The sequence below is a fragment of the Nitrincola lacisaponensis genome, assembly GCF_000691225.1.
Taxonomy (GTDB): Bacteria; Pseudomonadota; Gammaproteobacteria; order Pseudomonadales; family Balneatricaceae; genus Nitrincola; species Nitrincola lacisaponensis.
Genome location: NZ_JMSZ01000016.1, coordinates 84,081 through 109,926, shown reverse-complemented (window position 1 = coordinate 109,926; position 25,846 = coordinate 84,081). Strand labels below are relative to the sequence as shown.

Sequence of the window (25,846 nt, the reverse complement as noted above, 5' to 3'; positions counted from 1 at the left end):
AATCACTCGTCATCAGGAAGCATCGCATGCAATTTATGCTCAATCAGACCCTCATCCAGGTGGATGAGTGTGCACCAGATACGACTCTTTTGGAGTATCTTCGCACTCACTTGGTGCAGCGTGGTACCAAAGAGGGTTGCGCATCCGGGGATTGTGGTGTCTGTACCGTCGTGCTCGCCGAACCGGATGCAAATGGCCTGCGCTATCGTGCGATTAACAGTTGCATCACCTTTCTCGGGGCCGTGGACGCTTGTCAGGTCATTACTGTCGAAGGACTGAGCCAGTCCACCGATCAACTCCATCCGGTCCAGCAGGCACTGGTTGACCAGCATGCTTCCCAGTGTGGCTTTTGTACGCCGGGCTTTGTGATGTCACTGTTTGCACTGACTCACCAGCCCGATGCCAGCTCCTCCGATAACCCCCTGCTGCAGATACATCAGGCACTGGGGGGCAATCTGTGCCGCTGTACCGGATACCGTCCTATTATAGATGCGGCCAGATCCCTGCTAAAAAATCCGCAGCCGGATCAGTTTGATGCCCAGACCGGCAGCATCCGTCAGCAGCTCACTGCCGCTCAGGCCAGCGACACGGGTGACATCACACTGCAGCAAGGTAATGAGGCATTTTTTGCCCAGCCCCGTGACAGCCAATCCTTGCTCAAACTGATGGCCCGGTATCCGGATGCTCGCCTGGTAGCCGGTGCAACCGATCTGGCACTGGAAACCACTCAGCAGCTACGCCCCCTGCCCAGATTGATCTCCACCCGTCGAGTGGCGGAAATGCGGCGCATAGAGGAACAGGATGAGGCTCTGGTGATCGGTGCAGCCGTCACTTACAGTGAAGCCGAAGCGGCCCTGACCGCAGCCTTTCCCCCGCTGGCTGGATTGCTGCATCGACTCGGATCACTGCAGGTCCGCAATCAGGGCACCCTGGGCGGCAATATCGCTAATGCATCCCCTATTGGCGACATGCCGCCCGTGCTGCTGGCACTGAACGCCCGACTGCGTATTCGTGATCCACAGGGCGTCACGGAAATAGCGATTGATGACTTTTTTACCGGTTATCGGCAAACCCGACTGCCCGCAGGCGGATTTATCGAAGCATTAATTCTGCCGCGTTTACAGCCAGACAGTTTGTTACGTATCTATAAGCTCTCAAAGCGACTCGATGACGATATTTCTGCTGTGTGCCTGGCGATACATCTGAAACGGCATCAGGGACGAATCCTTGAGGCTCGTCTGGGCTTTGGGGGTATGGCTGCAACACCTGCACGCGCCTATCAGGCAGAAGCCGCCCTGCAGGGCCAGACTTTCACTGCCGACGGTATTCAGGCAGCGCAACAGGCACTGACACAGGACTTCAGTCCACTCACGGATGTCAGGGCATCAGCTGAATATCGCCTGCGTAGTGCCGCCAACCTGCTGTTAAGAGCGGTTCTGGAAGACCAACAACAGCATTCACTGGAGGTCAGCCACTATGCGCACACTGACTGAGATTCATCCTGCCAGCAAACCACAAGGAGCAGCAGGTGAGTCTGTCGCACACGACAGTGCCCGCTTACATGTCAGCGGTTCGGCACGCTATGTGGATGACATCATCGAGCCACAGGGCACCTTGTTCGCCGCCGTCATTGGCAGTCGCATCGCCAAGGGCCGGATTCGCCATTTAGACCTGCAGGCTGTCAGACGGGCACCCGGCGTCATAGACGTGCTAACGCTTGACGATGTACCCGGGCATACGGATATAGGGCCGGTTTTTCCTGGCGACCCGGTTCTGACCCGGGACGCAATCCGCTATGCCGGACAGCCGATTGCACTGGTGGCTGCCAGCAGTGAAAAAGCGGCTCGTCAGGCGGCTCTGCTGGCTGAAATTGACTATGAAATCCAAGCACCCCAACTGGATGCCGAAGTAGCTCTGGCACAGCAACAACTGTTACGGCCCAGCCATCGCATGCAGCTGGGTGATTGTGCCAAAGCCTTGCAGGCATCACCGATTCAACTGCAGGCGAAAATGCACATTGGCGGACAAGAACACCTGTACCTGGAAGGTCAGGTCAGCCTCGCCATCCCCGGCGAAGACGGTGACATGCTGATCTACACCTCCAGCCAACACCCCAGTGAAGTACAAAAACTGGTCGCCGAAGTACTGAATCTGTCTTTTCATCAGGTCACTGTGGATATGCGTCGCATGGGTGGTGGTTTTGGCGGCAAGGAAACCCAGGCGGCCCCCTGGGCATGTCTGGCCGCACTGATGGCGGCGAAAACCGGTCGTCCGGTGAAACTGCGTTTACCGCGCAAAGACGATATGCAGATGACCGGCAAGCGTCACCCGTTTGTCAATCGCTATCATCTGGGCTGCGATCATGAGGGCCGAATCCTGGCTGCTGACATAGAGGTCATAGGTAATGGCGGACACTCACCAGACCTGACTGATGCCATTGTCGACCGCGCCATGTTTCATGCCGACAATGCCTATTTCCTGCCCAACGCTGACATACGTGGCCACCGGGTCGCCACAGATACCGTCTCGCATACGGCCTTCCGCGGCTTTGGTGGTCCTCAGGGCATGCTGATTATTGAACGGGCCATGGATGATATTGCCCGACACCTCGGTTGTGACCCGCTGGATATTCGCAAGCGCAACCTCTACGCAGAAGCGCGCGATCTGACGCCCTATCATCAACAGGTCGAGTTTGACACCCTGCAGCGTCTGATTGATGAGCTGGAGTCCAGCAGTCACTATCGTGCCCGGCGCACCGCCATCAGCCACTGGAATCAACTCAACACTGTTCTGAAACGCGGCCTGGCACTGACACCGGTTAAATTCGGCATTTCCTTTACCCTGCAGCACCTGAATCAGGCCGGTGCCCTGCTGCATATCTATACCGATGGCAGCCTGCAACTCAATCATGGCGGCACCGAAATGGGCCAAGGGCTGCATACCAAGGTGGCTCAGGTCGTTGCCCGGACCTTGGGAGTTGACCTGTCGCAGATACGCATTACGGCAACACGCACAGACAAGGTGCCCAACACCTCACCGACAGCGGCATCCAGTGGTGCCGATCTGAATGGTAAAGCCGCTGAACAGGCAGCGCTGACGCTCAGGCAGCGTCTGAGTGATTTTCTTGCTGAGCAACAGGGCATCGCCGCCTCAGAGATACGTTTTTCCGATAATCAGGTCTGCTGGGGGACATCACAGTCCATGCCCTTTGCCGAACTGGTACAACAGGCCTATGTCGCCAGAATCTCCTTGTCGGCAACCGGTTACTATCGTACACCGAAAATCTGGTATGACCGGGAAACGGCTCAGGGTCGTCCATTCTTTTACTTTGCCACTGGCGCAGCGGTGTCTGAAGTGCTGGTCGACACACTGACCGGCGAGTATCGCTTGTTACAGGCAGATATACTGCATGATGTCGGTCACAGCCTGAATCCGGCCATTGATATCGGTCAGATTGAGGGCGGTTTTATTCAGGGTATGGGGTGGTTGACCACCGAAGAGCTGGTATGGAACCCTGACGGACAATTGCTCAGTCACTCGCCTGCCACATACAAGATTCCGGCCATCAGTGATACGCCACCGGTCTTCAATGTCAAACTGTTTGATCACGCCAATACTGAAGACACCATTTATCATTCCAAAGCGGTGGGTGAACCCCCACTGATGTTGGCAATTTCCGTCTGGTCCGCCTTGCGTGATGCGATCAGCAGCCTCAGCGACTACCGTATCAGTCCGGACCTGGACACTCCCGCAACCCCCGAACGGGTGCTGATGGCAGTTGAAGCACTCCGGCAAAAACTGAACGGAGACAGGCGATGATACGCTGGAGTGATGCGCTGGCGCGCCTGCAACGCAGTGACGAGGCACATGTGCTGGTGAGTGTGATCGGCACCGCCGGTTCTGTGCCCCGCAATACCGGCAGTAAAATGCTGGTCACCGCTACACAGCTTTATGACACTATCGGCGGCGGTAACCTGGAGCTGCATGCGATTGAACAGGCACGACTGCTGCTGCAGGAAGGCACCCGCGGTCAGCGACTGGTCAAATACCCACTGGCAGCGGCGTTGGGCCAGTGTTGCGGTGGACACGCGACACTGCTGTTTGAAAGCTTCTGCCACGCCAGCCAGAGCCTCTGGCTGTTTGGTGCCGGGCATGTGGGTCAGGCACTGATACAGATTCTGCAGGGACTGCCTCTGACGCTCAACTGGGTCGATAGCCGCACTGAGCAGTTTCCGACACCCAGAATGGCAGATATACACTACTTCAGTCCTGCCGACCCTGTTGACGTGATGGCTCAGGTCCCAGCATCAGCCAGTGTGCTGATCATGACGCATTGCCATGATCAGGATTACCGTCTGTGCCATCAGGCACTGATGCAGCAGCATCAAGGACTGATCGGATTGATCGGCTCCAAAACCAAAGCAGCCCGTTTTCGTCACCGACTGCAACATGCCGGATTTGATCAGAATGCCATCGCACAGATTGAAAGCCCGGTTGGCCTGCCACAGATAGGCGGCAAACGCCCCATGGAGGTTGCCGTTTCCATTGCTGCCCGGGTAATTCAGCAGTATCAGACCCTGACAGACACACAGCTACCATCCACTCAGCTCAGCCTGTCTGAGCTGAATACTATTCAAGCGACTCTGACTGGAAACCCTCATGACACTGAATGAGTTTAATCAGCTGGACACTCCCTCCGCCCGTTATCAGTTGCGCCAATGTTGCGTCAGCGATGCATGGATTGAGGCCATGCTGGCAGCACGTCCCTTTACTACTGCAGCACAGCTGTTCTCGACAGCGGAACACATCTGGGCAGCACTGACGCAACAGGATTATCTGCAGGCATTTGAAGGCCACCCCAAAATTGGGGATGTCGGCTCATTACGCGCCAAGTATGCGGACAGCAAAGCCCTGGCTGCCGGAGAGCAAGCGTCGGTCAATCACGCAGATGAAGCCACACTTCAAGCCCTGGCGGCAGGTAACCAGGCCTATGAAGAGCGCTTCGGTTTTATTTTTATCGTCTGCGCTACCGGCAAATCTGCTGCTGAAATGCTGGCATTGCTTCAGGCTCGCCTGGAGAATGATCGCAACACCGAAATTCAGCTGGCTGCCGCAGAGCAACAAAAAATCACCCAAATTCGTTTAGCCAAGCTTCTACAGGATACCGTCATGCCACGAATCTCCTCACATATACTGGATACCACGCTGGGCAAGCCCGCCGCCGGTATTCGGGTTCAGTTATTCAAATGCCAACCGGATCAAAGCTGGATTATGCTGAATGAAGAGACCACCAACACCGACGGGCGGATCGCCAACCTGCTGAAAGACACACAACCGCTGGAAAACACCCGTTATCGGTTACGGTTTCATCTGCAAGACTACTTTGTCCAACAGCAGCAACCCTGCTTTTATCCACAGGTCGAGATCGAGTGCCAACTGGATGCTGAAGCCGCTCATTATCACATCCCCCTGCTGGTCAGCCCGTTTGGCTACTCTACTTACCGAGGTTCATGATTCATGACTATGCGCGCTTTTCGTGGTTCCATCCTGCACTATCTGGAAGATCCTCACAGCCATCCGGACCAGGCCAGAGAATATATTGAGGACGGCCTGCTGCTGGTTGAATCCGGTCGTATACGTGCAGTCGGTCCTTATGCCTCGATGATGCCATCGCTACCCACGGGCACGCCGCTGGAAGATTATTCAGGCAAGCTGCTGATGCCCGGCATGATCGATCTGCACACCCATTACCCGCAAACGGAAGTCATCGCATCGTATGGCCGGCAACTGCTGGACTGGCTGAACAACTATACTTTTCCGACGGAAATGAAGTTCTCCGATAAAGCCTATGCCTCGGCAATTGCCGAACGTTTTGTGCAGGAACTGCTGCGTAATGGCACCACCACGGCGATGGTGTTTACCACGGTCCACCCGCAGTCTACGGAGGCGTTTTTTGAGGTCGCTGAACAGCATCAACTGCGCATGATTGCCGGCAAGGTGATGATGGATCGCCACGCTCCTGCCGGTTTATGTGATACCGCTGAAAGCAGTTATACCGACTCCAAAGCATTGATTGAACGCTGGCATGGCAAGGCGCGTCTATCTTACGCCGTCACCCCACGGTTTGCACCTACCAGCACCCCTGAACAGCTGCAGGCTGCCGGACGGCTGATGCAGGAGTATCCCGGTCTGTATTTACAAAGCCATCTCGCGGAAAATCGCGATGAGCTGGCCTGGGTAGCCGAGCTTTTCCCTCAAGCCCGCGACTATCTCGATGCCTATGAACAGGCAGGCTTACTGGGGCCCCACTGTGTCTATGCGCATGGCATTCATCTCAGCGACTCCGCCTGTCAGCGACTGGCAGATTCGGGCACAGTACTGGCACATTGCCCGACATCAAATCTGTTTCTCGGTTCAGGACTGTTCGACATGTCGCGCCTGACCGATCAGGGTGTACGCTTTGCACTGGGTACAGATGTCGGTGGCGGCACCAGTTTCTCGTTATTCCGGACACTTGGTGAAGCCTACAAGGTACAGCAGTTGCTGCAACACTCATTGCACCCGGACCGGGCGTTTTATCTCGCCACGCTAGGTGGGGCCAGGGCGCTGTCTCTGGATCAGCACATCGGTAACTTCCTGCCTGGCAAGGAAGCTGACTTTATCGTCATAGACCCTGAGTCGACGCCTCTGCTCAGTTTCCGTATACAGCACTGCAAAACCTTGTCGGAAAAACTCTTTGTACTGGCCACACTGGGAGATGACCGATTGATTGCTGCCACCTACATTCTTGGCCAACTGGCCTATTCTCAGGAGGCTTAAGCCATGGATCCCTATTTTTATGACTGGCTGCACCTGCTGATTCGCCTGTTGCATGTGGTCACAGCTATCGCCTGGATAGGCGCATCCTTCTACTTTGTCTGGCTGGACAACTCACTGGAAACGCCACCTCAATGGAAGAAAGACAAGGGTATCAAGGGTGATCTCTGGTCCATTCATGGAGGCGGTTTCTATGAAATAGCCAAGTACCAGCTGGGCCCGGAAAAAATGCCGGCCCGCTTGCACTGGTTTAAATGGGAAGCCTATTCCACCTGGATCACCGGTATGTTCCTGCTGATCCTGATTTATTATGTCGGTGCATCCAGCTACATGATTGACCCGGCCAAAGCGGATCTGAATCAGTGGCAAGCGATAGGGCTTGGGCTGGCGACGCTGCTGGTCGGTTTCCTGGCGTATGAAGGACTCTGCCGCACCCCGCTGATTGACAAGCCAGTGTTACTCGGACTGGTGCTGCTGGGACTCCTGACCTTCCTGGCCTGGCTATTGAGCCAGTACATTGGCAACCGGGCGGCCTATATCCACATCGGCGCCTTGATTGGAACCTGCATGGCCGCCAACGTATTCACCACCATCATGCCATCACAGCGTGCGCTGGTCCGGGCTGTTGAACAGGGCCAGTCACCTGATCCCAAGTATGGCCTGAATGCCAAACGGCGCTCCACCCACAACAACTACGCAACCCTTCCGGTCCTGTTTATCATGCTCAGCAATCATTCGCCGATGACTTACAGTCACGAGTATGGCTGGGCCATTCTGGGCGCACTGATGCTGATCGGAGCCTGGGCAAGACACTTTTTCAACCTGCGTCATCAGGGCATCGTGAAACCGTCGATTCTGGTCAGTGCATTGATCGCTTTTCTGCTATTGATTGTACTGGCAAGGCCGCAACCCTTGCCGACCTTCGACGCCAGTGAGCAACCAGTCAGTGATCAGCAAGCCTTCAGTATTGTCATGGAGCGCTGTGCAACCTGTCACAGCCGTCAGCCAAGCGATGATATTTTCCGGGTTTCACCGGGTGGGGTATATCTGGAAACGGCATCTGACATACAACGCCAGATCGACCGGATTGAGGCTCGAACACTGCTGACGCATGACATGCCTTTCATGAATAAAACCCAGATGACCCTGGAGGAACGTGCCCTGCTGGGTCAGTGGATTCAACAGCAGCGCCAAAGATGAGACCGGTGTGGCATTACGACGGAGTAATGCCACAGCCTTTCAGAATGACATGCACCAGCGTCTGCTCGGCTGCCTTGAAATCCGCTTCATCCGGTTCAGCCTTGTCCAGAGCCGCCGCTATCTGCACGGCAAAATCAGCATAATGCTGAGTCGTGGACCAGATCATGAATAACAGATGCTCCGGTGCCAGCACACTGTCCATCTTGCCTTGCTCTATCCAGGCACGGAACACGGCAACCCGACCGGAAAACCAGGCAGCATACTCGTCACTAAAATAGTTTTTCAGATACTGGGCACCGCCAATGATTTCCGCAGCAAAGATTCGCGAAGCCAATCCATCTTCGCGGGAAAATGACAACTTACGCCGTATATAGGCGGGCAGAACTACCGCTGGATCATCTGCTGGTGTCAGCTGATCCAGCGTCTCATCCCACTTCTCAATAATATGATTCAGGACCGCCAGATAAAGGCCTTCCTTGTGTTTGAAGTAGTAATGAATGTTGGCTTTCGGCAGCCCTGCCCGACTGGCTATTGCCTGAATGCTGGCACCACTGAAACCCTTTTCGGCAAACTCCACTTCGGCCGCACGGATGATCAGGGTCTGGTTCTGTTTACGGATACGACCAGCAGGTTTACTGGATCGGGCAGCGTTGCTATCTGACAAACTTCACTCCAGGCGGGGTGTACAGCTCACCCCGTACAGACTTAAATTGCTGCACTATTACTACCGCGATTTGCCCAGCGGGTAAAGCGTTTTTCCATCCAGGCAAACAGCTCATACATCACCACGCCCATCACACCGATCACGATCAATCCGGCAAAGACCAGTGCCATATCCATCGAGGAGCTGGCAGCCATCATCAGATAGCCGATACCCATATTGGAGGCTACCGTTTCTGAAATAACCGAACCGACAAAGGCCAGCGTAATCGCCACCTTCAGGGATGCAAAGAAATAGGGTAATGCTCGCGGCAAGCCCACTTTACGCAGGATATCCAGTTTAGATGCACCTAATGAGCGCATCACATCCTCCAGCTCAGGTTCCAGTGTTGCCAATCCGGTCGCGACATTCACCAGCACCGGGAAAAACGAAATCAGAAAGGCCGTCAGAATCGCCGGAACCGTGCCAATACCAAACCACACCACCAATACCGGAACAAAGGCAACTTTAGGAATACTGTTGAAGCCTACCAACAGAGGGTAGAGTGCTTTGTAGACCAGCGGATAGGTACCCACAGCAACCCCCAGCACAACCCCGACCACCACCGCGATACCAAATCCGACCAGGGTGGTAAAGAATGTCTGCCAGGCATGCATCAGAATGGGCTCCCAGCGTGCCACACCCGCACTCCAGACAGCAGAGGGTGCCGGGAACAGATACTCAGGCACCTGCAGGCCGACACACAAGGCTTCCCACAACAACAGCAATACCAGCATCAACATCCAGCTGGCATTACGGATCATAAATTTTCGTCGATTAAACGCCATCCTGTCCTTCCTCGCTTCAGTGCTGCCGAATGGCACCAATATGGTCACGCAGCACATGCACCTGGGATGCAAAGCTCTCGGTATAGGTGTCTTCCAGGGTCCTCGGGCGTGGCAAATCCACCTCCCGGCGCACCAGAATTTCACCCGGGCCTTTACTCATCACATAGACCGTATCGGCCAGGAAAACCGCTTCACGCAGATCATGCGTGACCAGTACAACCGTAAAGGGCTGTTCCTGCCAGAGATCCTGCAACATGCACCACAGCTCTTCACGGGTAAACGCATCCAGCGCACCGAAGGGTTCATCCAGCATCAGCAGTTCCGGTTTATGGATCAGAGCGCGACAGATGGATGCGCGCTGCTGCATACCACCGGACAACTCCCAGGGGTATTTGTCCTCCCAGCCAGCCAGTCCCACCCGGGCAAGCAGAGCCCTGGCCATCTCTTCAAAGACTTTACGCTGTCGGCGCATCTGTGAACGGTAAGGCTGCACAATTTCCAGTGGCAACATGACATTCTGCAATGTAGTCCGCCATGGCAACAGATTGGAAGCCTGGAACGCCATACCGATACACTTCTGTGGCCCGGACACCTGACGCCCGTCCAGATACACATAACCGGAAGTGGGTTCAGACAGACCTGACACCAGCTTCATCAAAGTAGACTTGCCGCAACCGGAAGGTCCCACCACCGCAATGAATTCATTTTTTTTAACCGACAGTGAGATGTCACGTATCGCCAAGGGACCGCCTTCTTCATACGCAAGGCTGACCTGTTCAAAGGTTACAAATGCCATATCGAGTTCTCGAGCTGTGACGCCTTGCCCTGCCAAAACTGCCAGACAGGGCAAGGACAAATTAACGGGAAACGCTACGACTGCTCAGTTCTGGCAGAAACTCGGCATTGAACAGGCGTGCTGCCTCCGGAGTGCTCTCAAGACCAAACGCACTGACCGCTTCGGCGATAGACTGCTCCAGACGCGCCTGTGTGACAGCACCCAGCCCCTCGACCAGGGTTTCGTCAGTCACCACCTGAGCGTCCAGAGCCAACTTCAGGCGTCTCAGTTCCAGCGCCTCATCGACCAGCGCATCACGACGCTTCACATGCTTCACCGCCGCCGCAGGATCTTCCAGTGTTTCCAGTAACGCGCGGTTGAACGCCCGGACAAACCCGGCTACAGCCTCCGGGTTCTCGGCCAGCAACTTGTCACTGGCAATAATGGCATTGCCATACAAGGCCACGCCAAAATCCGCATAGGGCATTACGGTAATCATCTCAGGTGCAATACCGCGAGCTTCCAGATTCAGCAGGCTGGTGAAATAGAAACCGGTGATGCCATCTACCTGACGGCGCGCAAGTAAGGTTTCACGGATAGCAGGATCGACACTCTGCCAGGTCACACTGTCTACAGCCAGATCATTGTGAGATGCAAACGCAGGCCAGGCCTTGCGACCGGCATCAAATACCGGGGCTGCCAGCGTTTTGCCTGCCAGATCTGCAGGCGTATCGATACCGGAATCTTTCAGGGTAAAAACGGCAGCAGGCGTATTGTTGTAGAGCATGTACACAGCCTGCATACCTGCATCGGGATTGGCGGCAGCATGTTCAATCAGCGCATTAAAGTCAGCCAGTCCCATATCGTAAGCCCCTGTCGCCACGCGTGTCACCGCGCCTGCAGAGCCATTACCTGAATCAATATTGACACTCAGCCCCTCTTCAGCGAAATAGCCTTTGTCCAGCGCCAGCAAAAACGGTGCAGAAGGGCCTTCAAAGCGCCAGTCCAGGGTAAAATTGATCGATGTTGATGCGTGAACAGGCGAAGCAAGCAGCGGCTGCAAACTGACACAGGCAGCCATACCACAAATGGCCGCCAGCCGTTTCAACGTGGTACGTTTTGCAGTATTCATAGCGTATTCCTTTTGTCTGAATCGGACGTTGTTTCGGTATCCGTTTTGCAGACCAGAACACCCACAGACGGTTGGCGGGCACCACAAAACTGACCGGTTAGTCAGTTTTATAGCAATACTTATGCCAGACCACAGATCCTGCACTCAGGGAGCTAACCAGAAGGTAAGGCGCTTAGCGCGCACCAAAATAAGGCGGATTTACTCAGGCGCACCTGGACTGTGCGCAGTATAACGACAGACCTGATGCTTTCCCTGACGTTTGGCCTGATACATGGCTTCATCCGCTGCTTTCAGCAAATAGTGTGCGTCACGCGCATCAGCCGGGCAACCCGCAATACCGATGCTGGCGCCAATATTGACCCGCCCCTGCGGTAAATGCATCGGTACAGCAAACGTTGCCAACAGCTTCTCTGCGACGGTTTCCGCCTTGGCCAGGTCATCACAATGCCCCAGTATCACGGCGAACTCGTCACCCGACAAGCGCGCTACGGTATCTGACTGACGCACCACCGACTCAATACGCCGGGCGACCTCAATTAACACTTGGTCTCCTGCACTGTGCCCCAGAGTGTCATTAACAGGTTTGAAGCCATCCAGATCGATATACATCAGCGCGAAAGCAGTGCCATAACGATTGGCCTCGGTGACTGACTGCTGCAGACGATCATGAAACAGGGTACGATTCGGCAAACCGGTCAGGCTGTCATGGGTGGCCTGATATGCCAGCTTTTCCTGTACCCGTTTACGTTCGGTAATATCATCAAATACCATCACATAGCCGGAAACATAGCCGTCCGAGGTATAGACAGCATGGGCACGCATCGACAGTACACGCTCAACACAACCCGGCAAACGACAGGCCAGCTCATCGGCACAGGCACCCTTTTCCTGCAACTCATCCAACAGCACCTCCCAACTGCGGGTCGCCTGAAACTGGCAAGGCAGCATATGTGGCGTCAGGCCTGACTTGAGAGGTGCGGTCAAACCGGTCAGGCGCAGGAAAGCCGGATTGTACTGACGTATCAGAAAGTGACGATCCAGCATCATGATGCCGGTATCGGTAATATTAAAAACCGCTTCCGACAGCCGTGCAGTCTGGTCCCGTTCATGCCGCACTATGGCATAACGCAGCGCTTTACGTAGCGCCTGCCCATCTGTTCCTTTAACCAGATAGTCCTGAGCACCGGATTTCAGGGCTTCACGAATCAGCCGGGTATCATCAACACCGGTCAATACCACGATCGGAATATCACGACTCTTCTCTTTAAGATTCAGCAGTGTCACCAGACCGGCGCTATCCGGCAAGTTCAGATCCAGCAGAATGACATCCGGCAGCTCGTCACTCTGCTCCAGCCATGTCATGGCTTCCGCCAGCGTCGCGGCCACGCTGAGTGAAAACGCATCCGCATCTTTTTCCTGCAAATGCAGTTGAATCAGAGCAACATCACCAGGCTCATCTTCGATCAACAACACCCGATGGCGGTTCGATACCAACTGAATTTCTCTATCAAGCACCCGAACTCTCCTCTGACGTCATCAAGGGCAGGGTAAAATGAATACAGGCACCCTGCCCAGAACCTCTGGACTCTGCATGAATTTCACCGCCATGACGCTGTACAATTTTTCGACACACAGCCAACCCGATACCCTCCCCACGATAGGCGGAGCGGGGATTCAGTCGCTGGAACACCTTGAATATCCGCTCCAGCTGCGCCGGATCAATACCGATTCCCTGATCAGTGATACGACACAGCCAGAGATCAGATCGACACTCTCCTGTCAGGCGGATACGTGGTACCGCCTCCGGGGCATGAAATTTCAGGGCATTACCAATCAAATTCTGGAACAGGCGTACACCTTCATTGCGGCTCACCGGCAAAACCGGCCATTCCCCATCGATTTCAATTTCAGCACCCGATGATCGAATTTCCGGACCCAGATAGATCAACGCCTCATCTCTGAGTTGAGCAACAGAACAGGCACTGACAGGCTCACCACCACGTCCAACCCGGGAATACTCCAGCAGTGACACCAGCATCTCATCCAGACGCTGCCCTCCCTCATGAATATAGCCCAGATATTCATGCACAGAGGCATCCTGAAGTTGCGACAGCGGCGGTTCCAGCGCCTTGGAAAAGCTGATAATCATGCGCAACGGCTGCCGCAGATCATGCGACACCACATAGGCAAACTGTTCCAGTTCATCATTCGATGCCTGCAGGGCTTCAGCCTGACGCCGGATCGCCTCTTCATGCAGCTTCTGTTCGGTAATATCCTGTGTTGACCCTAACAGCCGCCTGCCCTGTTCATCCACAACTTCCCGCACGCGCTGATGTACCCAACGCACAGCCCCATCAGAATGGACAATACGATGCTGAACATCCACTACACCCTGTGGACCGGGCGCAACTGACAGGCTTAAAACTGCGTCACGATCATCGGGATGAATGGCCTGGACAAAACTATCCAGGGTAGGCTGACAGCTCTGAGAGTCCTGACCATAGATATCGAAAATAACATCAGACCACCATAATGTCCCTTGACTCAGATCGGCCTCCCAATGCCCCAGATGTGCCTGCTGTTGCGCTTCCATCAAACGCTCATGGCTTTCGCGCAACTGGGCGTTCATATACTGATCCAGACGCCGTTGACGCTGTACCATCCAGCCACAGAACACCAAAGCCAAAACAGCAAATAAAGCCATCAGCGCAAACTTATAACTTTCACGCTGATAAAATCGCTCAATATCCTGCAATACAGCTTCCAGATCCTGGGTCACGACAACCAGCAGACCCCAGTCATCCAGACGTTGATAGGCGGTCTGCCGCCATTTGCCATCCACCGGTGCAGCACCACGATAGGTATAGTTATCCGGCGGTTCACCCTGCCATTGCATGACCTGCGCCACCATCAGGCCGGGTTGCAGATTTATTTTTGGCATACGATAAATCAACTCGCCTTCCAGCGTCAGCAGTGCTGTCGTCAAGTCAGCCTGTTCCGTAATCTGTCCCAGTTCTTCAGCCAGCACATTGACATCTATGGCCGCTACCAACACACCATCGAACACGCCATCACTATTGAATACCGGTCGACTCAGGGCAATAAACAGATGTGGATCGTGCATTCTGGACCAGGCGGGTGAAGAGAGGTAAGGCTGATCAATAGTCCGATGCTGGTGAACACGAAAATAGTCACGGTCAGCAACAACAGGAGCGGGTTGATCAAAAGTACGTACTCGCATCTCCCCCTGTCGATCCAGCCAGAAGTAATCCAGTAATTCCGGGCTGGAGAGCTGGCGTGACAGCATATATTCCCGCAACTCGTCACCCTTGGCGCCTGAATGCTCTGATAAGCGTCGCAACGTGAGCAGACTGCGGTCCACTTCATGCAAACGGGCATTCACCAGCTCTCGTTGTGTCAAGGACAAAGAGCGCACAGACTGCTCTACCTGCAACAGTCGCTGCTGTTGATAATCCTGAGTAGATGAACGGTGCAGCAGATACAGAGATAACAAAATCAGCATGCCCAGCAACACCAGGGCCAGATTCACGGCAGTTGTTCGGGGAAGCGCAGGCAAAGTGCCAGACATAGGCGGTATTATCAATCTTTGTGAATAACAGTTTTCATCATAAGCGCTAACTTGCATCAGCTCAAATGCTGCCAGTTAAACTTTTCGGTATGTTATGCTGTCTGTGTATATGGTTTTTTTCTAATTTGAACAAAGGATCCTGTCATGAACACGGAGATTAAAGTCTGGGACTGGAGTATACGGGTGTTTCACTGGAGTTTGCCGGTGCTGCTGTTTTTGCTCTGGTTCTCTGCCACGCAAAGTGAAAACTTTGATGCGCTGGAACATCATATGCTGCTGGCACAGATCCTCATGGGAATGCTGGTATACCGTATCATCTGGGGCTTTATTGGCACCCCGGCCGCCCGTTTCAGTCGATTTATTACCGGCCCTGCTGCCTGGTGGCGATACGCCAGCGCACTGTTGAAGCGCCAGCCCCTGCATTACCTGGGTCACAATCCACTGGGCGGATTGATGGTGGTTGTATTACTGAGTGCCTTGGGATTTCAGCTGCTGACCGGCCTGTTCACCACCGATGATATTCTGTTTTCGGGTCCACTGGTGAACTCGGCTGATCGTGATACAGTTCGCTGGATGAGCGGCTGGCACCGTCGCTTCTTTGACTGGATTCTGATTCTGGTCGCTTTGCATCTGGTCGCCATCGCTGTGTACAAACTGCTGGGTGAAGCACTGGTCAAAGCCATGATCACCGGGCGAAAACCACTGGACGAGACAGCGCCAGACAAGCGCGCCCTGCAAGCAGAAGCCAGTTTTCCCTGGGTACGTTTTGCAATCGCCCTGGTTCTGTCCGTCGGCAGTGTCGGGTATATTTTTTATTTCTGAGATCGTTACTCAAGCAGTGCTAACAGTCTGGGCCAGGGCACTGGTCCTGCGCTCGGACGGTTGCAGATAAGAATAGATCACCGGTACCAGCAGCAAACCAACCAGCATTGAAAAGCTCAAACCAAACACGATCGCAACCGCCAGAGGTTGCAGCATTTCTGAACCTTCACCTATACCAATAGCCAGGGGTAACATCCCCGCCACCGTCGTCATGGTGGTCATCAGGATCGGTCTCAGACGCAACCGGGCTGCCGCAATAATCGCCTCGTCCCGACGCATTCCGCGATCCTGCTGCAATTCGATATACTCAACCAGTACAATCGCATTATTCACCACAATTCCCGCCAGCATAATCATTCCCAGCCAGACCGGCATGGAGATCGGCATGCCCAACAGATTCAGGCCAGCGGCGACACCTATGGCACTGAAGGGTACACTGAGAATAATCACCAGCGGGTTACGCAAGGACTCATACTGCACCGCCATCACCACAAATACCAGAAACAGTGCCAGTAACAGCAAAATGCCGGTCAAACGCTGACCTTCCTGCAAAGTCTGCCCCGCGCCACCATCAAAGCGACTATAGCCCTCCGGCAAACGTTGATCCGCCAGCACCTGATCAATCTGCTGCAACACCTCACCCAGAGGATACCCGGCAACCAAAGATGCGGTCACTTCAACGATACGCATCTGACTGTCACGCCGGATAGTGCCTGGCGACTTGGTTAGCTCAACCCGTACAATATCACCCAGATACACGGGCTGACGGCCATTTGAGGAAGGGAACAGCATCACAGACTCCAGATCCTGAACATCCTGAGCCAGGTGATCCGGCAAACGAACGCGGATATCAAAACCACGTCCACCCTCATAAAAATCGGTCACGACACGTCCTTCCAGCGCCATCATCAATGCAGCGTTGATATCCTGTACATCGATGCCCAGCGCCACCGCCCTTTCGCGATCGACCCGAAAATCCAGTTCAAGCACCTGCTCTTCAGAGGAAAATGCCAGGTTCTGAATTCCCTCCACAGCGTTCATACGTTCAACCGAGTCACGTGCCAGCTGATCGAGGACATCCAGATCCGGTCCCTGTATGCGTACACTGATATCATCATCACTGGTACTGGTACGGATGCCTCGGATACCTCGCTGACGCATGCGCACCTGCACACCTGCCAACTGCTCTTCGGCCACCTTGCGGTTCATCCGGTTAATCCACTCCTGCGCGGTGATATCACGCTCTGACAAAGCCACCAGCTGAACTGACAGACTGGCCTGATTGGCCGCCTCCCGTGAAGATCGTCCCCAGACAAAACCACCGGACACTACAAACACACTGGCGACGTCTTCATCCTGGTGGATCAGTGCTTCAACCTTCAGTACTCGCTGGTCCATTTCATCCAGTGTAATGTCCGGGTCGCCAATCAGGCGAATATCCACCTGACCATCATCCAGAGTTGGCAGGAAGGTTTGGGCGCCACTGAAAAAAGTCGGTGCACTGAACACCAGCAAACCGATAAACACCAGGGGTACTGGCCAGCGATACTTGAGCACCCCCGCAATCAAACGACCATAGAGCGACTGCAAGGCTTCAATGCTGCGGTCCACCCAACGGCGGAATCGGCTGGTTTTATGGGTCAATACGCGAGATGAAAGCGCGGGCACCAGGGTCAGGGCAATCACCATGGAAGCCACTACAGCAGCCGATATGGTAATTATCAGCTCACGGAACAACAGCCCAACCAGACCGCCCACAAACAGGAAGGGTAAAATCGCCGCAAGATTAGTAGAGGTGGATGCCAGAATGGCGCTGTTGACTTCAGCCGCCGCGTTAGCTGCATCCTCCTGGCTCGACTCACCTTCTCGCTGATGCCGGTAGATGTTTTCCAGCATCACAATGGTATTGTCTACCAGCATCCCGACACCCAGCGCCAGGCCACCCAGTGTCATGATATTCAACGTCAGATTACCCAATCCCATCAATACGAAAGTCACCATGACGGCAATCGGTATGGCACTGCCAATAATCAGGGTTCGTCGCAAATTGCCCAGGAACACATACACAACAGACATTGCCAACAGCGCACCGCTGATCACCGCCAACACCGAGTTATTCAGAGCCTGACGCACATAGATGGACTGATCCATAATCGGATAAATGGCAATATCGGCCGGGATCAGGCCCTGTTCACGCAACCACTGCATGCGCGCCTGCACATGATCGGCCACAGCAATGGTGTTGGCATCCGGCTGATTCTGAATGGACAACTGCAACGCCGGTATGCCATTGGCGCGGATGCGCAAGCGCTCATCCTTGTGAGTATCCAGAATCAATGCGACCTCATCCAGCGACACACTGCTACCATCAGCCAGTGGAATCGCCAGACCGGACAAGGCCTCGACACTCTCAAAACGCCCACTAATCCGGCCACTGATTTCCTGCCGGTCTGTTCGCAGACGCCCGGCCGGGTCCTCCCGATGATTGCGTGTCAGGGCATCGACCAGGTCATCCAGCTCTAATCCGAGACCTGCCAAACGCATGGGATCCGGTAAGATCTGGATCTCGCGCTCCAGTCCACCGCCCACTTCGGCAGCGGCCACACCGGGCAAATTGATAAACCAGTTGGCAAACACATCATCGACCCAGCTGCGCAATTCAACCGGATCACGTAAAGCCGAGCTGATAGCAAATTGCATCACCGGTATTTGTGATGGATCCCGTTTAAAGATGGTGGGCTGATCGATGGTATCCGGCAACAAGCGACGCGCACGATCCAGGCGGGTACTGGCATCACGCAGCGCTACATCAATATCCTTGCCATAGGGAAAAATCAGGTCGACTGCAGCTCGTCCCTGACCGGTACTGGACTGTATGCTGACCATGTCCTCGGTCACGGCCAGCTGTTCTTCCAGAAACCGCGTGACCCGATCCTCCATCACCAGTGCAGGCACCCCGGGATCACTGATATTTACCCGGATTTCCGGATAAATCAGTCGTGGCAAAAGATCCACAGACAGGCGACTGAGGGTAAATACTCCCAGGACAATCACGGCCAGGGCAATCATCGACACACCGACCGGATGTTTGATCGACCAACCGGCTAACCCGGCACCATGGCGCTGCACCTGTACTGACATATCAGGCCTCCCGCTCCGCCAGGGGTATCACCGGCAGCACTTCACGACCTTCAGTCAACCCCATGAAGCCACGGATAACGATACGATCTCCTGACTCCAAGCCACTGAGTACTTCGACACGATCCGCTACGCGTAATCCGGTGATTACCTCACGCTTTTCAATCTTGCGGTCTTCATTCATCACATATACATACTCACCTTGCTCATAGCGTAACGCCGCAAAGGGAATCATCATGCGCTGCTGCAGATTAGCCGACAAACTGACCCTGGCCAGCTGTCCCGGCAGCGCACCGTCAGGCACAGGATCAGGACGTATCTCGATCTGCCCACGACGTGTCAGTGGATCGACTTCTGGATAAATCCGGGTAATCTTGCCCGGGAACTGACGGGCACCCAAAGCATCCAGCTGAATCTCCACCTCATCACCCACTCGCAGGTGGGTAATCACCTGCTCCGACAACTGCAAATCCACGACAACTGACTGAGGATCTATCAGCGTCAACAGATGGGTGTTTTTGGACGCAAAGTTTCCCGGTTCAGACAGCCGCTCCGTTACAACCCCGGAAAAGGGTGCCGCCATACGGGTGTAACTCAGACGGGTGGTTAAAATCGCCAGTTCTGCACGCGCAATTTCCAGTTCAGTCTCACGCCGTTGCAACTCTTCCACAGAGACCAGGTTACGCTGGGATAACGCACGCACACGCTCAAGATCACGCTCAGCACGATTGAGTTCGGCACGACTGCGGGTGATCTGCGAACGCAACAGACTGTCATCCAGTGCCATCAGCAATTCACCCTGATCAATCCAGTCTCCCGGATACCAGGGTAACTGAGCTATCTGCCCCTCCTCCTGGGCAAACAGGCGATAGCGAGTGATCGCTCGCAGAGTTCCTGTCCTCACCCGGTCCAGACGTACACTCTCCTGAGTCACCTGATGCAGCTCAACCAGATGCGGGCGCTCTATGGCCATGGGTGGGCCACTTTGTGCTGACGGCTGATCACAGCCAGATAACATCGCAAGCGCTAACACACACAAGGCTGGAAAAAAGAGGCGCACGAATGGATATCTCCTTGGAGTTCGACACAACAGGCAGTTGCCAGTATAGACCGATAGGGGCCGGGATAGGTTCAAATGGCACCAGAATTGTAACTGAACAGGATGGCGTCCAGATGACACAGGATGTAAAGAAAGGTAAAAGAAGTCAAAACCGGACGGCGATCGGTCGCCGTCCGAAAAAATGGAGCTTAGTGTCCCAGTACCTGACTGAGGAAGAGCTTGGTACGGTCTGACTGTGGATTATTGAAGAAGGACTCAGGTTCATTTTCTTCAATAATCTGTCCGGCATCCATGAAAATGACCCTGTCTGCCACTTTCTTGGCGAAGCCCATTTCATGCGTAACGCACAGCATGGTCATGCCTTCCTGAGCCAGTTCAACCATAACATCCAGTACTTCCTTGATCATTTCCGGATCCAGTGCCGAAGTCGGTTCATCAAACAGCATCACGCGTGGATTCATGCACAGGCTGCGCGCAATCGCTACACGCTGCTGCTGACCACCAGACAACTGTCCCGGATACTTGTTTGCCTGATCCGGTATTTTAACGCGCTCCAGATATTTCATCGCAATCGCTTCCGCTTCTTTTTGCGGCATCTTGCGCACCCAGATAGGCGCCAGTGTGCAGTTCTGCAACACTGTCAGATGCGGAAAAAGATTAAAGTGCTGGAATACCATGCCCACTTCTTTACGAATCTGGCCGATATTTTTCAGATCATTATTCAGCAACACACCATCGACCACGATATCGCCTTCCTGGTGCTCTTCCAGATGGTTGATGCAGCGAATCATTGTCGATTTGCCGGAGCCTGACGGTCCACAGATTACGATACGTTCACCCATTTTCACGTTCAGGTTGATATCTTTCAACACGTGAAACTCACCGTACCATTTATTCACATTTTTCAAGGTAATGATAAAGTCTTGTTGGTTCGTCATTGACCAGAACTCCAATTATTTGCGATGGCCGGTATTCAGGCGATCTTCAAGATAAATACTGTAACGGGACATGCTGAAGCAGAAGATCCAGAACATGAAGGCAGCAAACAGATAGCCTTCTGCCGGATAGCCTAACCAGGCCGGATCTGCCAGCGCCTGACGCACCATACCCAACACATCCAGCAGACCGATGATGACGATCAGACTGGTATCTTTGAACAACGAAATCAGGGTATTCACTATACCGGGGATCATGATCTTCAGTGCCTGAGGCAGCACCACCAGATTCATTTTCTGCCAGTAGCTCAGACCCAGAGCATCCGCCCCCTCAAACTGCCCCTTGCTCAACGCCTGCAAACCACCACGCACCACTTCCGCCATATAGGCAGACTGGAACATGACAATACCGATCAAGGCACGCATCAGTTTGTCAGCATCGGTACCACCGGCAAAGAACAGTGGCAACATCACTGATGCCATGAACAGAATAGTGATCAGCGGAACGCCACGCCAAAATTCGATAAAGATCACACAGACCATACGAATAACCGGCATTTCACTGCGGCGCCCCAGCGCCAGCAGGATACCAATCGGAATCGCGACCACGATACCGATCAGCGCCAGCACCAGCGTCAGCATCAGGCCACCCCAACGGTGGGTCGGGATCACATCCAGTCCAAAACCACCGTACAGCAGTGTATATGCAGCCACGGGGTAAACCGTTAATGCAGCAATAGCCACCCACTTCTTGAATGGCAGTCGCGGTACCGACAGCCAGACCAGAATTCCCAACAGCAGAATAAAGGCCAGATTCGGTCGCCAGTAGCTATCTTCCGGATAGAATCCATACATGAACAGGTTCCAGCGAACCGTCACAAACACCCAGCAAGCTCCGCCACTGTCGCAATCCTGCCGGGAATCACCGATCCAGTCAGCACTGATAAACGCCCAGTTCAGGAAAGGCACCAACACAATCCACATCATGTAGACAGTGAACAGTGTCACCAGCGTATTCGGGATGCTGGAGAACAGATTTTTTCGCATCCAGCCGATCAGACCGACTTCAACCACCGGTGCCGGACGACTGGGAATAGGTATAAATTTTTCCATCTTAGCGCTCCACCAGGGCAACACGTTTGTTGAACCAGTTCATAAAGGCGGACACCAGCAAACTGATTGTCAGATACACCAGCATGGTCATGGTGATAATTTCAATCGCCTGACCTGTCTGGTTCAGTGTTGTACCGGCAAATACGGACACCAGATCGGGATAACCGATCGCCGTCGCCAGCGAGGAGTTTTTCGTCAGGTTAAGGTATTGACTGGTCATGGGGGGAATCATCACCCGCATGGCCTGTGGCAACACCACCAGATTCATACGCTGTTTTTCATTCAGGCCCAGTGCACGGCAGGCCTCTGTCTGGCCATGAGAGACCGACTGGATACCGGAACGGACAATCTCACCAATATAAGTACTGGTGTAGATGGTCAAGGCAAACCAGAGTGCAATCAACTCAGGAATCAGCGACATGCCACCACGGAAGTTAAGGCCGCGCAGTTCAGGGTAATCCAGCGCAATGGGACGACCGGTAATGAAGAAACCCAATACCAGAGTTCCCAGCAAAATAGCCACTGAGGTCCAGAACACCGGAAACTGCTGTCCTGTGTCCCGCATGCGCCGCTTCGCCCACTGCCCCAGGAAGATCACCCCGACGACAGCTGCCACCAATAGACCGACATACAGGGCAAACCCTGTTTCAGCCATCGGCTTGGGCATAAACACACCACGGATATTAATAAAAATGGTTTCACCGAAACTGAGACTGTCTCGGGGTCGTGGCAAGGTTTGCAATACCACGTAATACCAGAAAAAGATCTGCAGCAATAACGGGATGTTACGAAGAATTTCGATATACACCATCGAGATTTTTCGTAGCAACCAGTTAGGCGAAATGCGGCTGATGCCGACAAACACCCCCAGTATCGTTGCTGCAACAACCCCCATGGCGGAGACCAGGAGTGTATTCAGCAAGCCAACGAAAAAGGTACGTCCAAAAGTGAAGGTCTCGTTGTATTCAATCAGGGATTGAGAGATACCAAAGCCTGCAGGCTGACTAAGGAATCCGAATCCAGAAGAGATACCCCGTGCATTCAGGTTGGTGGTCACATTACCCACAATCGTGAGTACAAACCAGAGCAACCCGCCAAGCACCAGTGCCTGAAAAAACAGACTGCGTGCGGTCGGGTTATAAAACAGACGGGTAAGACCGTTGCGGTTAGTTGGTTTCATCGAGTATATGCGCCTCTGTCACAGCCAAAAGACTCTAAAATGGGCCATGAGATGAACACCTCATGACCCGGACTGTTTACACAGAAATGGACAATTAACGGATGGGCGGCGCGTACTGCAAACCACCGTCTGTCCAGAGCGCATTCAGGCCACGCTCAATGTTCAACGGAGAACCGGTACCAACGGTACGCTCAAATACTTCACCGTAGTTACCCACCTGCTTGACGATGTTGTACGCCCACTGATTATCCAGACGCAGCAGCTCACCCATGTTACCAGAGGTGCCCAGGAAGCGCTGAACGGACGGATCATTGGAGGAAGTCATCTCATCAACGTTCGCACTGGTGATACCCAGCTCTTCAGCGTTGACCTTGGCAAACAGCGTCCACTTGACGATGTTGAACCACACATCATCACCCTGACGAACGACAGGACCCAGTGGCTCCTTGGAGATGACTTCAGGCAGTACTACCGCACTGTCTGGATCAGACAGCTGCAGGCGCAATGCATAAAGCTGAGACTGGTCAGAGGTCAGAATGTCGCAACGACCGGCTTCAAAACCTGCAGCTGTCTGATCAGACGTATCGTACAGAACCGGCTCATAGCTCATGCCGTTCATACGGAAGTAATCTGCCAGGTTCAGCTCAGTTGTGGTACCGGAAGAGATACACACAGACGCACCGTCCAGCTCCAGAGCACTGGAAACACCCAACTCTTTGCTGACCAGGAAGCCCTGACCATCATAGTAGTTGACACCGGTAAAATTCAGACCCAGAGAAGCGTCACGCGTCAGCGTCCAGGTCGTATTACGTGGGAGGACATCAATTTCACCTGACTGCAGCGCAGTAAAACGCTCAGTAGCCGTCAAGGACACAAAATTGACTTTTTCGGCATCACCCAGCACGGCAGCAGCAACTGCACGGCAGAAATCGGCATCGATACCCTGCCAGCGACCCGCGCTATCGGTAGCGGAGAAGCCAGGTAAGCCATCACTGACGCCACACTGAACAGCGCCACGGTTTTTTACAGTGTCCAGGGTACTTGCATTAACGCCTGCTGCAGCTGTAACAGCCACTGCCGCGCCAACGAGTGTTGCAATCTTCTTCATGTAGTTTCTCCCATGAATGTTGTTTTTTGTTTTACGCAACCCAGGAAAAGCAGCTGCGCATCAACGCACGGGAGTCATTGCAATTTCCGAGCCAGCAATTCATTTTTGCTGGCTGACAAAGAAAAAACCGAGCGTTTGACGCGCTTCTACTTATTAATGAGCCATAAGCTCAATTCAACGTTAGCCTATAACGCCCCAAAAATACACAAAAAAATAACCCCTGCGCAACTTTAGTGCAAAGCAGCCCTTGATAAGACCAAAAACCAAACAGTCGTTTAATTACTATAAAACTCAATAGGTTAGATAAGTTGAATGTACTAAGGACAATTATGGAACCAAGAAGAAATACAGAGCGGAGAGGGACAGGTGCACCCCAAAGCGCACCCGTCCTGAGCAAGCGGCGGATCAGTTGATTTTGACGTTCAACTCACCCGCTTCATAACGTTCAGCCATTTTTTCCAGGGAGATGGGCGTAATACGACTGGCATTGCCAGCCGAACCGAAAGCTTCATAACGATCGATGCAGATATCACGCATGGCATTGATTGTTTCTTTCAAATACTTGCGTGGATCGAACTCAGCGGTGTTATGCGCCAGGAAACGGCGTATTGCACCAGTTGAGGCCAGGCGCAGATCGGTATCGATATTCACCTTGCGCACACCGTACTTGATGCCCTGCACGATTTCTTCAACCGGCACGCCATAGGTTTCAGGTATCTCGCCACCATACTCATTGATAATGGCCAGCCAGTCCTGGGGGACAGAGGATGAACCATGCATGACCAGATGGGTATCCGGAATACGTGCATGAATCTCCTTGATACGCTGAATAGCCAGGGTATCACCGGTAGGTGGACGGGTGAACTTGTAGGCACCATGACTGGTACCGATGGCGATAGCCAGTGCATCCACACCTGTTTTGCGCACAAAATCTGCTGCTTCTTCAGGATCGGTCAGCATCTGGTCATGTGACAGAATGCCTTCAGCACCAATACCATCTTCTTCACCAGCCATACCTGTCTCCAGTGATCCCAGGCAACCCAGTTCACCTTCAACTGAGACCCCGCAGGCATGTGCCATTTCAACAGTACGACGCGTCACATCAACATTGTACTCATAGCTGGTCGGTGTTTTGCCATCCGTACCCAGGGAACCATCCATCATCACCGACGAAAAGCCCATGGCGATGGAACGCTGACAGACAGCGGGACTGGTACCATGATCTTGATGCATACATACCGGGATCTGGGGAAACTCCTCAATCGCCGCCAGAATCATATGACGCAGGAAGTTGGAACCTGCGTATTTGCGCGCACCGGCGGATGCCTGCACGATAACAGGAGAGTCAGTTTTCGCTGCCGCTTCCATAATAGCGCGCATCTGCTCAAGGTTGTTTACATTAAACGCCGGAATGCCGTAACCCTGTTCGGCGGCATGATCCAGCAACTGTCGCATAGAAATAAGTGCCATGAGAAAACCTCTTAAATTTT

Annotated in this window: 20 protein-coding genes; 7 read left to right on the top strand and 13 right to left on the bottom strand. The window is 53.7% G+C overall.

The features are described 5' to 3' along the window. The first annotated feature begins 26 nt into the window (after nucleotides 1-26). The 6 genes from xdhA to ADINL_RS03745 are packed head-to-tail and all read left to right on the top strand — an operon-like array spanning nucleotide 27 to nucleotide 8,016. Nucleotides 27-1,493, top strand: a complete 1,467-nt coding sequence (xdhA, locus tag ADINL_RS03770) for a xanthine dehydrogenase small subunit (protein ID WP_036544135.1) — start codon at nucleotides 27-29, stop codon at nucleotides 1,491-1,493. Further along, nucleotides 1,477-3,819, top strand: coding sequence for a xanthine dehydrogenase molybdopterin binding subunit (gene xdhB / locus ADINL_RS03765; RefSeq protein WP_036544134.1), 2,343 nt, complete (start codon nucleotides 1,477-1,479; stop codon nucleotides 3,817-3,819). The genes xdhA and xdhB overlap by 17 nt, the downstream gene beginning before the upstream one ends. Beyond that, nucleotides 3,816-4,673 (top strand): xanthine dehydrogenase accessory protein XdhC, encoded by an 858-nt coding sequence (gene xdhC / locus ADINL_RS03760; protein ID WP_051632539.1) that lies wholly within the window; start codon nucleotides 3,816-3,818, stop codon nucleotides 4,671-4,673. The genes xdhB and xdhC overlap by 4 nt, the downstream gene beginning before the upstream one ends. Beyond that, nucleotides 4,660-5,514 carry a 2-oxo-4-hydroxy-4-carboxy-5-ureidoimidazoline decarboxylase gene (uraD, locus tag ADINL_RS16510; RefSeq protein ID WP_084154385.1) on the top strand — a complete coding sequence of 285 codons (855 nt, stop codon included), beginning with the start codon at nucleotides 4,660-4,662 and terminating at the stop codon, nucleotides 5,512-5,514. Before xdhC ends, uraD begins: the two co-directional genes overlap by 14 nt. 3 nt (nucleotides 5,515-5,517) lie before the next feature. Continuing rightward, nucleotides 5,518-6,819 (top strand): guanine deaminase, encoded by a 1,302-nt coding sequence (gene guaD, locus ADINL_RS03750; protein WP_036544132.1) that lies wholly within the window; start codon nucleotides 5,518-5,520, stop codon nucleotides 6,817-6,819. A 3-nt stretch (nucleotides 6,820-6,822) separates the two neighbouring features. Beyond that, nucleotides 6,823-8,016 (top strand): urate hydroxylase PuuD, encoded by a 1,194-nt coding sequence (locus ADINL_RS03745; protein ID WP_036544130.1) that lies wholly within the window; start codon nucleotides 6,823-6,825, stop codon nucleotides 8,014-8,016. Nucleotides 8,017-8,029: 13 nt separating this feature from the next. Here ADINL_RS03745 and ADINL_RS03740 read toward each other — a convergent pair whose 3' ends face one another. The 6 genes from ADINL_RS03740 to ADINL_RS15860 form a co-directional block, all read right to left on the bottom strand. Further along, nucleotides 8,030-8,680, bottom strand: coding sequence for a TetR/AcrR family transcriptional regulator (locus ADINL_RS03740; protein ID WP_036544129.1), 651 nt, complete (start codon nucleotides 8,678-8,680; stop codon nucleotides 8,030-8,032). 41 nt (nucleotides 8,681-8,721) lie between these two features. Then, nucleotides 8,722-9,504 (bottom strand): ABC transporter permease, encoded by a 783-nt coding sequence (locus ADINL_RS03735; RefSeq protein ID WP_036544127.1) that lies wholly within the window; start codon nucleotides 9,502-9,504, stop codon nucleotides 8,722-8,724. A gap of 16 nt (nucleotides 9,505-9,520) precedes the next feature. Continuing rightward, entirely contained in the window at nucleotides 9,521-10,300 is a 780-nt protein-coding gene (locus ADINL_RS03730) for an ABC transporter ATP-binding protein (protein WP_036544125.1), read from the bottom strand. Between the two features lie 61 nt (nucleotides 10,301-10,361). Further along, nucleotides 10,362-11,411, bottom strand: coding sequence for an ABC transporter substrate-binding protein (locus tag ADINL_RS03725; protein WP_051632538.1), 1,050 nt, complete (start codon nucleotides 11,409-11,411; stop codon nucleotides 10,362-10,364). 198 nt (nucleotides 11,412-11,609) lie between these two features. After that, the gene (locus tag ADINL_RS03720; RefSeq protein WP_051632537.1) at nucleotides 11,610-12,926 is read right to left on the bottom strand and encodes a diguanylate cyclase domain-containing protein; all 1,317 of its coding nucleotides are present in this window, start codon (nucleotides 12,924-12,926) and stop codon (nucleotides 11,610-11,612) included. Next, nucleotides 12,919-15,000: a sensor histidine kinase gene (locus tag ADINL_RS15860; RefSeq protein ID WP_051632536.1), complete on the bottom strand. Its 2,082-nt coding sequence runs from the start codon at nucleotides 14,998-15,000 to the stop codon at nucleotides 12,919-12,921. Before ADINL_RS15860 ends, ADINL_RS03720 begins: the two co-directional genes overlap by 8 nt. Nucleotides 15,001-15,144: 144 nt before the next feature. Here ADINL_RS15860 and ADINL_RS03710 point away from each other — a divergent pair, with 144 nt between their 5' ends. Continuing rightward, on the top strand, nucleotides 15,145-15,822 hold the full coding sequence (locus ADINL_RS03710; RefSeq protein ID WP_036544123.1) for a cytochrome b/b6 domain-containing protein: 678 nt from the start codon (nucleotides 15,145-15,147) through the stop codon (nucleotides 15,820-15,822). A 9-nt stretch (nucleotides 15,823-15,831) separates the two neighbouring features. Here ADINL_RS03710 and ADINL_RS03705 read toward each other — a convergent pair whose 3' ends face one another. From ADINL_RS03705 to fba, 7 genes are all read right to left on the bottom strand, one after another. Further along, nucleotides 15,832-18,963 carry an efflux RND transporter permease subunit gene (locus ADINL_RS03705; protein WP_036544121.1) on the bottom strand — a complete coding sequence of 1,044 codons (3,132 nt, stop codon included), beginning with the start codon at nucleotides 18,961-18,963 and terminating at the stop codon, nucleotides 15,832-15,834. A gap of 1 nt (nucleotide 18,964) precedes the next feature. Continuing rightward, nucleotides 18,965-20,020 (bottom strand): efflux RND transporter periplasmic adaptor subunit, encoded by a 1,056-nt coding sequence (locus ADINL_RS03700; protein WP_051632535.1) that lies wholly within the window; start codon nucleotides 20,018-20,020, stop codon nucleotides 18,965-18,967. A gap of 188 nt (nucleotides 20,021-20,208) precedes the next feature. Next, nucleotides 20,209-20,958, bottom strand: coding sequence for an amino acid ABC transporter ATP-binding protein (locus ADINL_RS03695; RefSeq protein WP_036544119.1), 750 nt, complete (start codon nucleotides 20,956-20,958; stop codon nucleotides 20,209-20,211). Between the two features lie 15 nt (nucleotides 20,959-20,973). Continuing rightward, nucleotides 20,974-22,068 (bottom strand): amino acid ABC transporter permease, encoded by a 1,095-nt coding sequence (locus tag ADINL_RS03690; protein WP_036544117.1) that lies wholly within the window; start codon nucleotides 22,066-22,068, stop codon nucleotides 20,974-20,976. A 1-nt stretch (nucleotide 22,069) separates the two neighbouring features. Continuing rightward, nucleotides 22,070-23,248 (bottom strand): amino acid ABC transporter permease, encoded by a 1,179-nt coding sequence (locus tag ADINL_RS03685; RefSeq protein ID WP_036544115.1) that lies wholly within the window; start codon nucleotides 23,246-23,248, stop codon nucleotides 22,070-22,072. A gap of 94 nt (nucleotides 23,249-23,342) precedes the next feature. Next, nucleotides 23,343-24,356: an amino acid ABC transporter substrate-binding protein gene (locus ADINL_RS03680; RefSeq protein ID WP_036544113.1), complete on the bottom strand. Its 1,014-nt coding sequence runs from the start codon at nucleotides 24,354-24,356 to the stop codon at nucleotides 23,343-23,345. A gap of 405 nt (nucleotides 24,357-24,761) precedes the next feature. After that, nucleotides 24,762-25,826, bottom strand: coding sequence for a class II fructose-bisphosphate aldolase (gene fba / locus ADINL_RS03675; RefSeq protein WP_036544111.1), 1,065 nt, complete (start codon nucleotides 25,824-25,826; stop codon nucleotides 24,762-24,764). Nucleotides 25,827-25,846 lie beyond the last annotated feature (20 nt).

Excerpts from the sequence above, each read along its gene's own strand:
- ADINL_RS03710 (WP_036544123.1), top strand. The coding sequence starts at position 15,145 with ATGAACACGGAGATTAAAGTCTGGGACTGGAGTATACGGGTGTTTCAC.
- fba (WP_036544111.1), bottom strand. The coding sequence starts at position 25,826 with ATGGCACTTATTTCTATGCGACAGTTGCTGGATCATGCCGCCGAACAG.
- ADINL_RS03685 (WP_036544115.1), bottom strand. The coding sequence starts at position 23,248 with ATGAAACCAACTAACCGCAACGGTCTTACCCGTCTGTTTTATAACCCG.
- ADINL_RS03680 (WP_036544113.1), bottom strand. The coding sequence starts at position 24,356 with ATGAAGAAGATTGCAACACTCGTTGGCGCGGCAGTGGCTGTTACAGCT.
- xdhB (WP_036544134.1), top strand. The coding sequence starts at position 1,477 with ATGCGCACACTGACTGAGATTCATCCTGCCAGCAAACCACAAGGAGCA.
- ADINL_RS03705 (WP_036544121.1), bottom strand. The coding sequence starts at position 18,963 with ATGTCAGTACAGGTGCAGCGCCATGGTGCCGGGTTAGCCGGTTGGTCG.
- ADINL_RS03695 (WP_036544119.1), bottom strand. The coding sequence starts at position 20,958 with ATGACGAACCAACAAGACTTTATCATTACCTTGAAAAATGTGAATAAA.
- ADINL_RS03725 (WP_051632538.1), bottom strand. The coding sequence starts at position 11,411 with ATGAATACTGCAAAACGTACCACGTTGAAACGGCTGGCGGCCATTTGT.
- uraD (WP_084154385.1), top strand. The coding sequence starts at position 4,660 with ATGACACTGAATGAGTTTAATCAGCTGGACACTCCCTCCGCCCGTTAT.
- ADINL_RS15860 (WP_051632536.1), bottom strand. The coding sequence starts at position 15,000 with ATGTCTGGCACTTTGCCTGCGCTTCCCCGAACAACTGCCGTGAATCTG.
- guaD (WP_036544132.1), top strand. The coding sequence starts at position 5,518 with ATGACTATGCGCGCTTTTCGTGGTTCCATCCTGCACTATCTGGAAGAT.
- ADINL_RS03745 (WP_036544130.1), top strand. The coding sequence starts at position 6,823 with ATGGATCCCTATTTTTATGACTGGCTGCACCTGCTGATTCGCCTGTTG.
- ADINL_RS03735 (WP_036544127.1), bottom strand. The coding sequence starts at position 9,504 with ATGGCGTTTAATCGACGAAAATTTATGATCCGTAATGCCAGCTGGATG.
- xdhA (WP_036544135.1), top strand. The coding sequence starts at position 27 with ATGCAATTTATGCTCAATCAGACCCTCATCCAGGTGGATGAGTGTGCA.
- ADINL_RS03690 (WP_036544117.1), bottom strand. The coding sequence starts at position 22,068 with ATGGAAAAATTTATACCTATTCCCAGTCGTCCGGCACCGGTGGTTGAA.
- xdhC (WP_051632539.1), top strand. The coding sequence starts at position 3,816 with ATGATACGCTGGAGTGATGCGCTGGCGCGCCTGCAACGCAGTGACGAG.
- ADINL_RS03730 (WP_036544125.1), bottom strand. The coding sequence starts at position 10,300 with ATGGCATTTGTAACCTTTGAACAGGTCAGCCTTGCGTATGAAGAAGGC.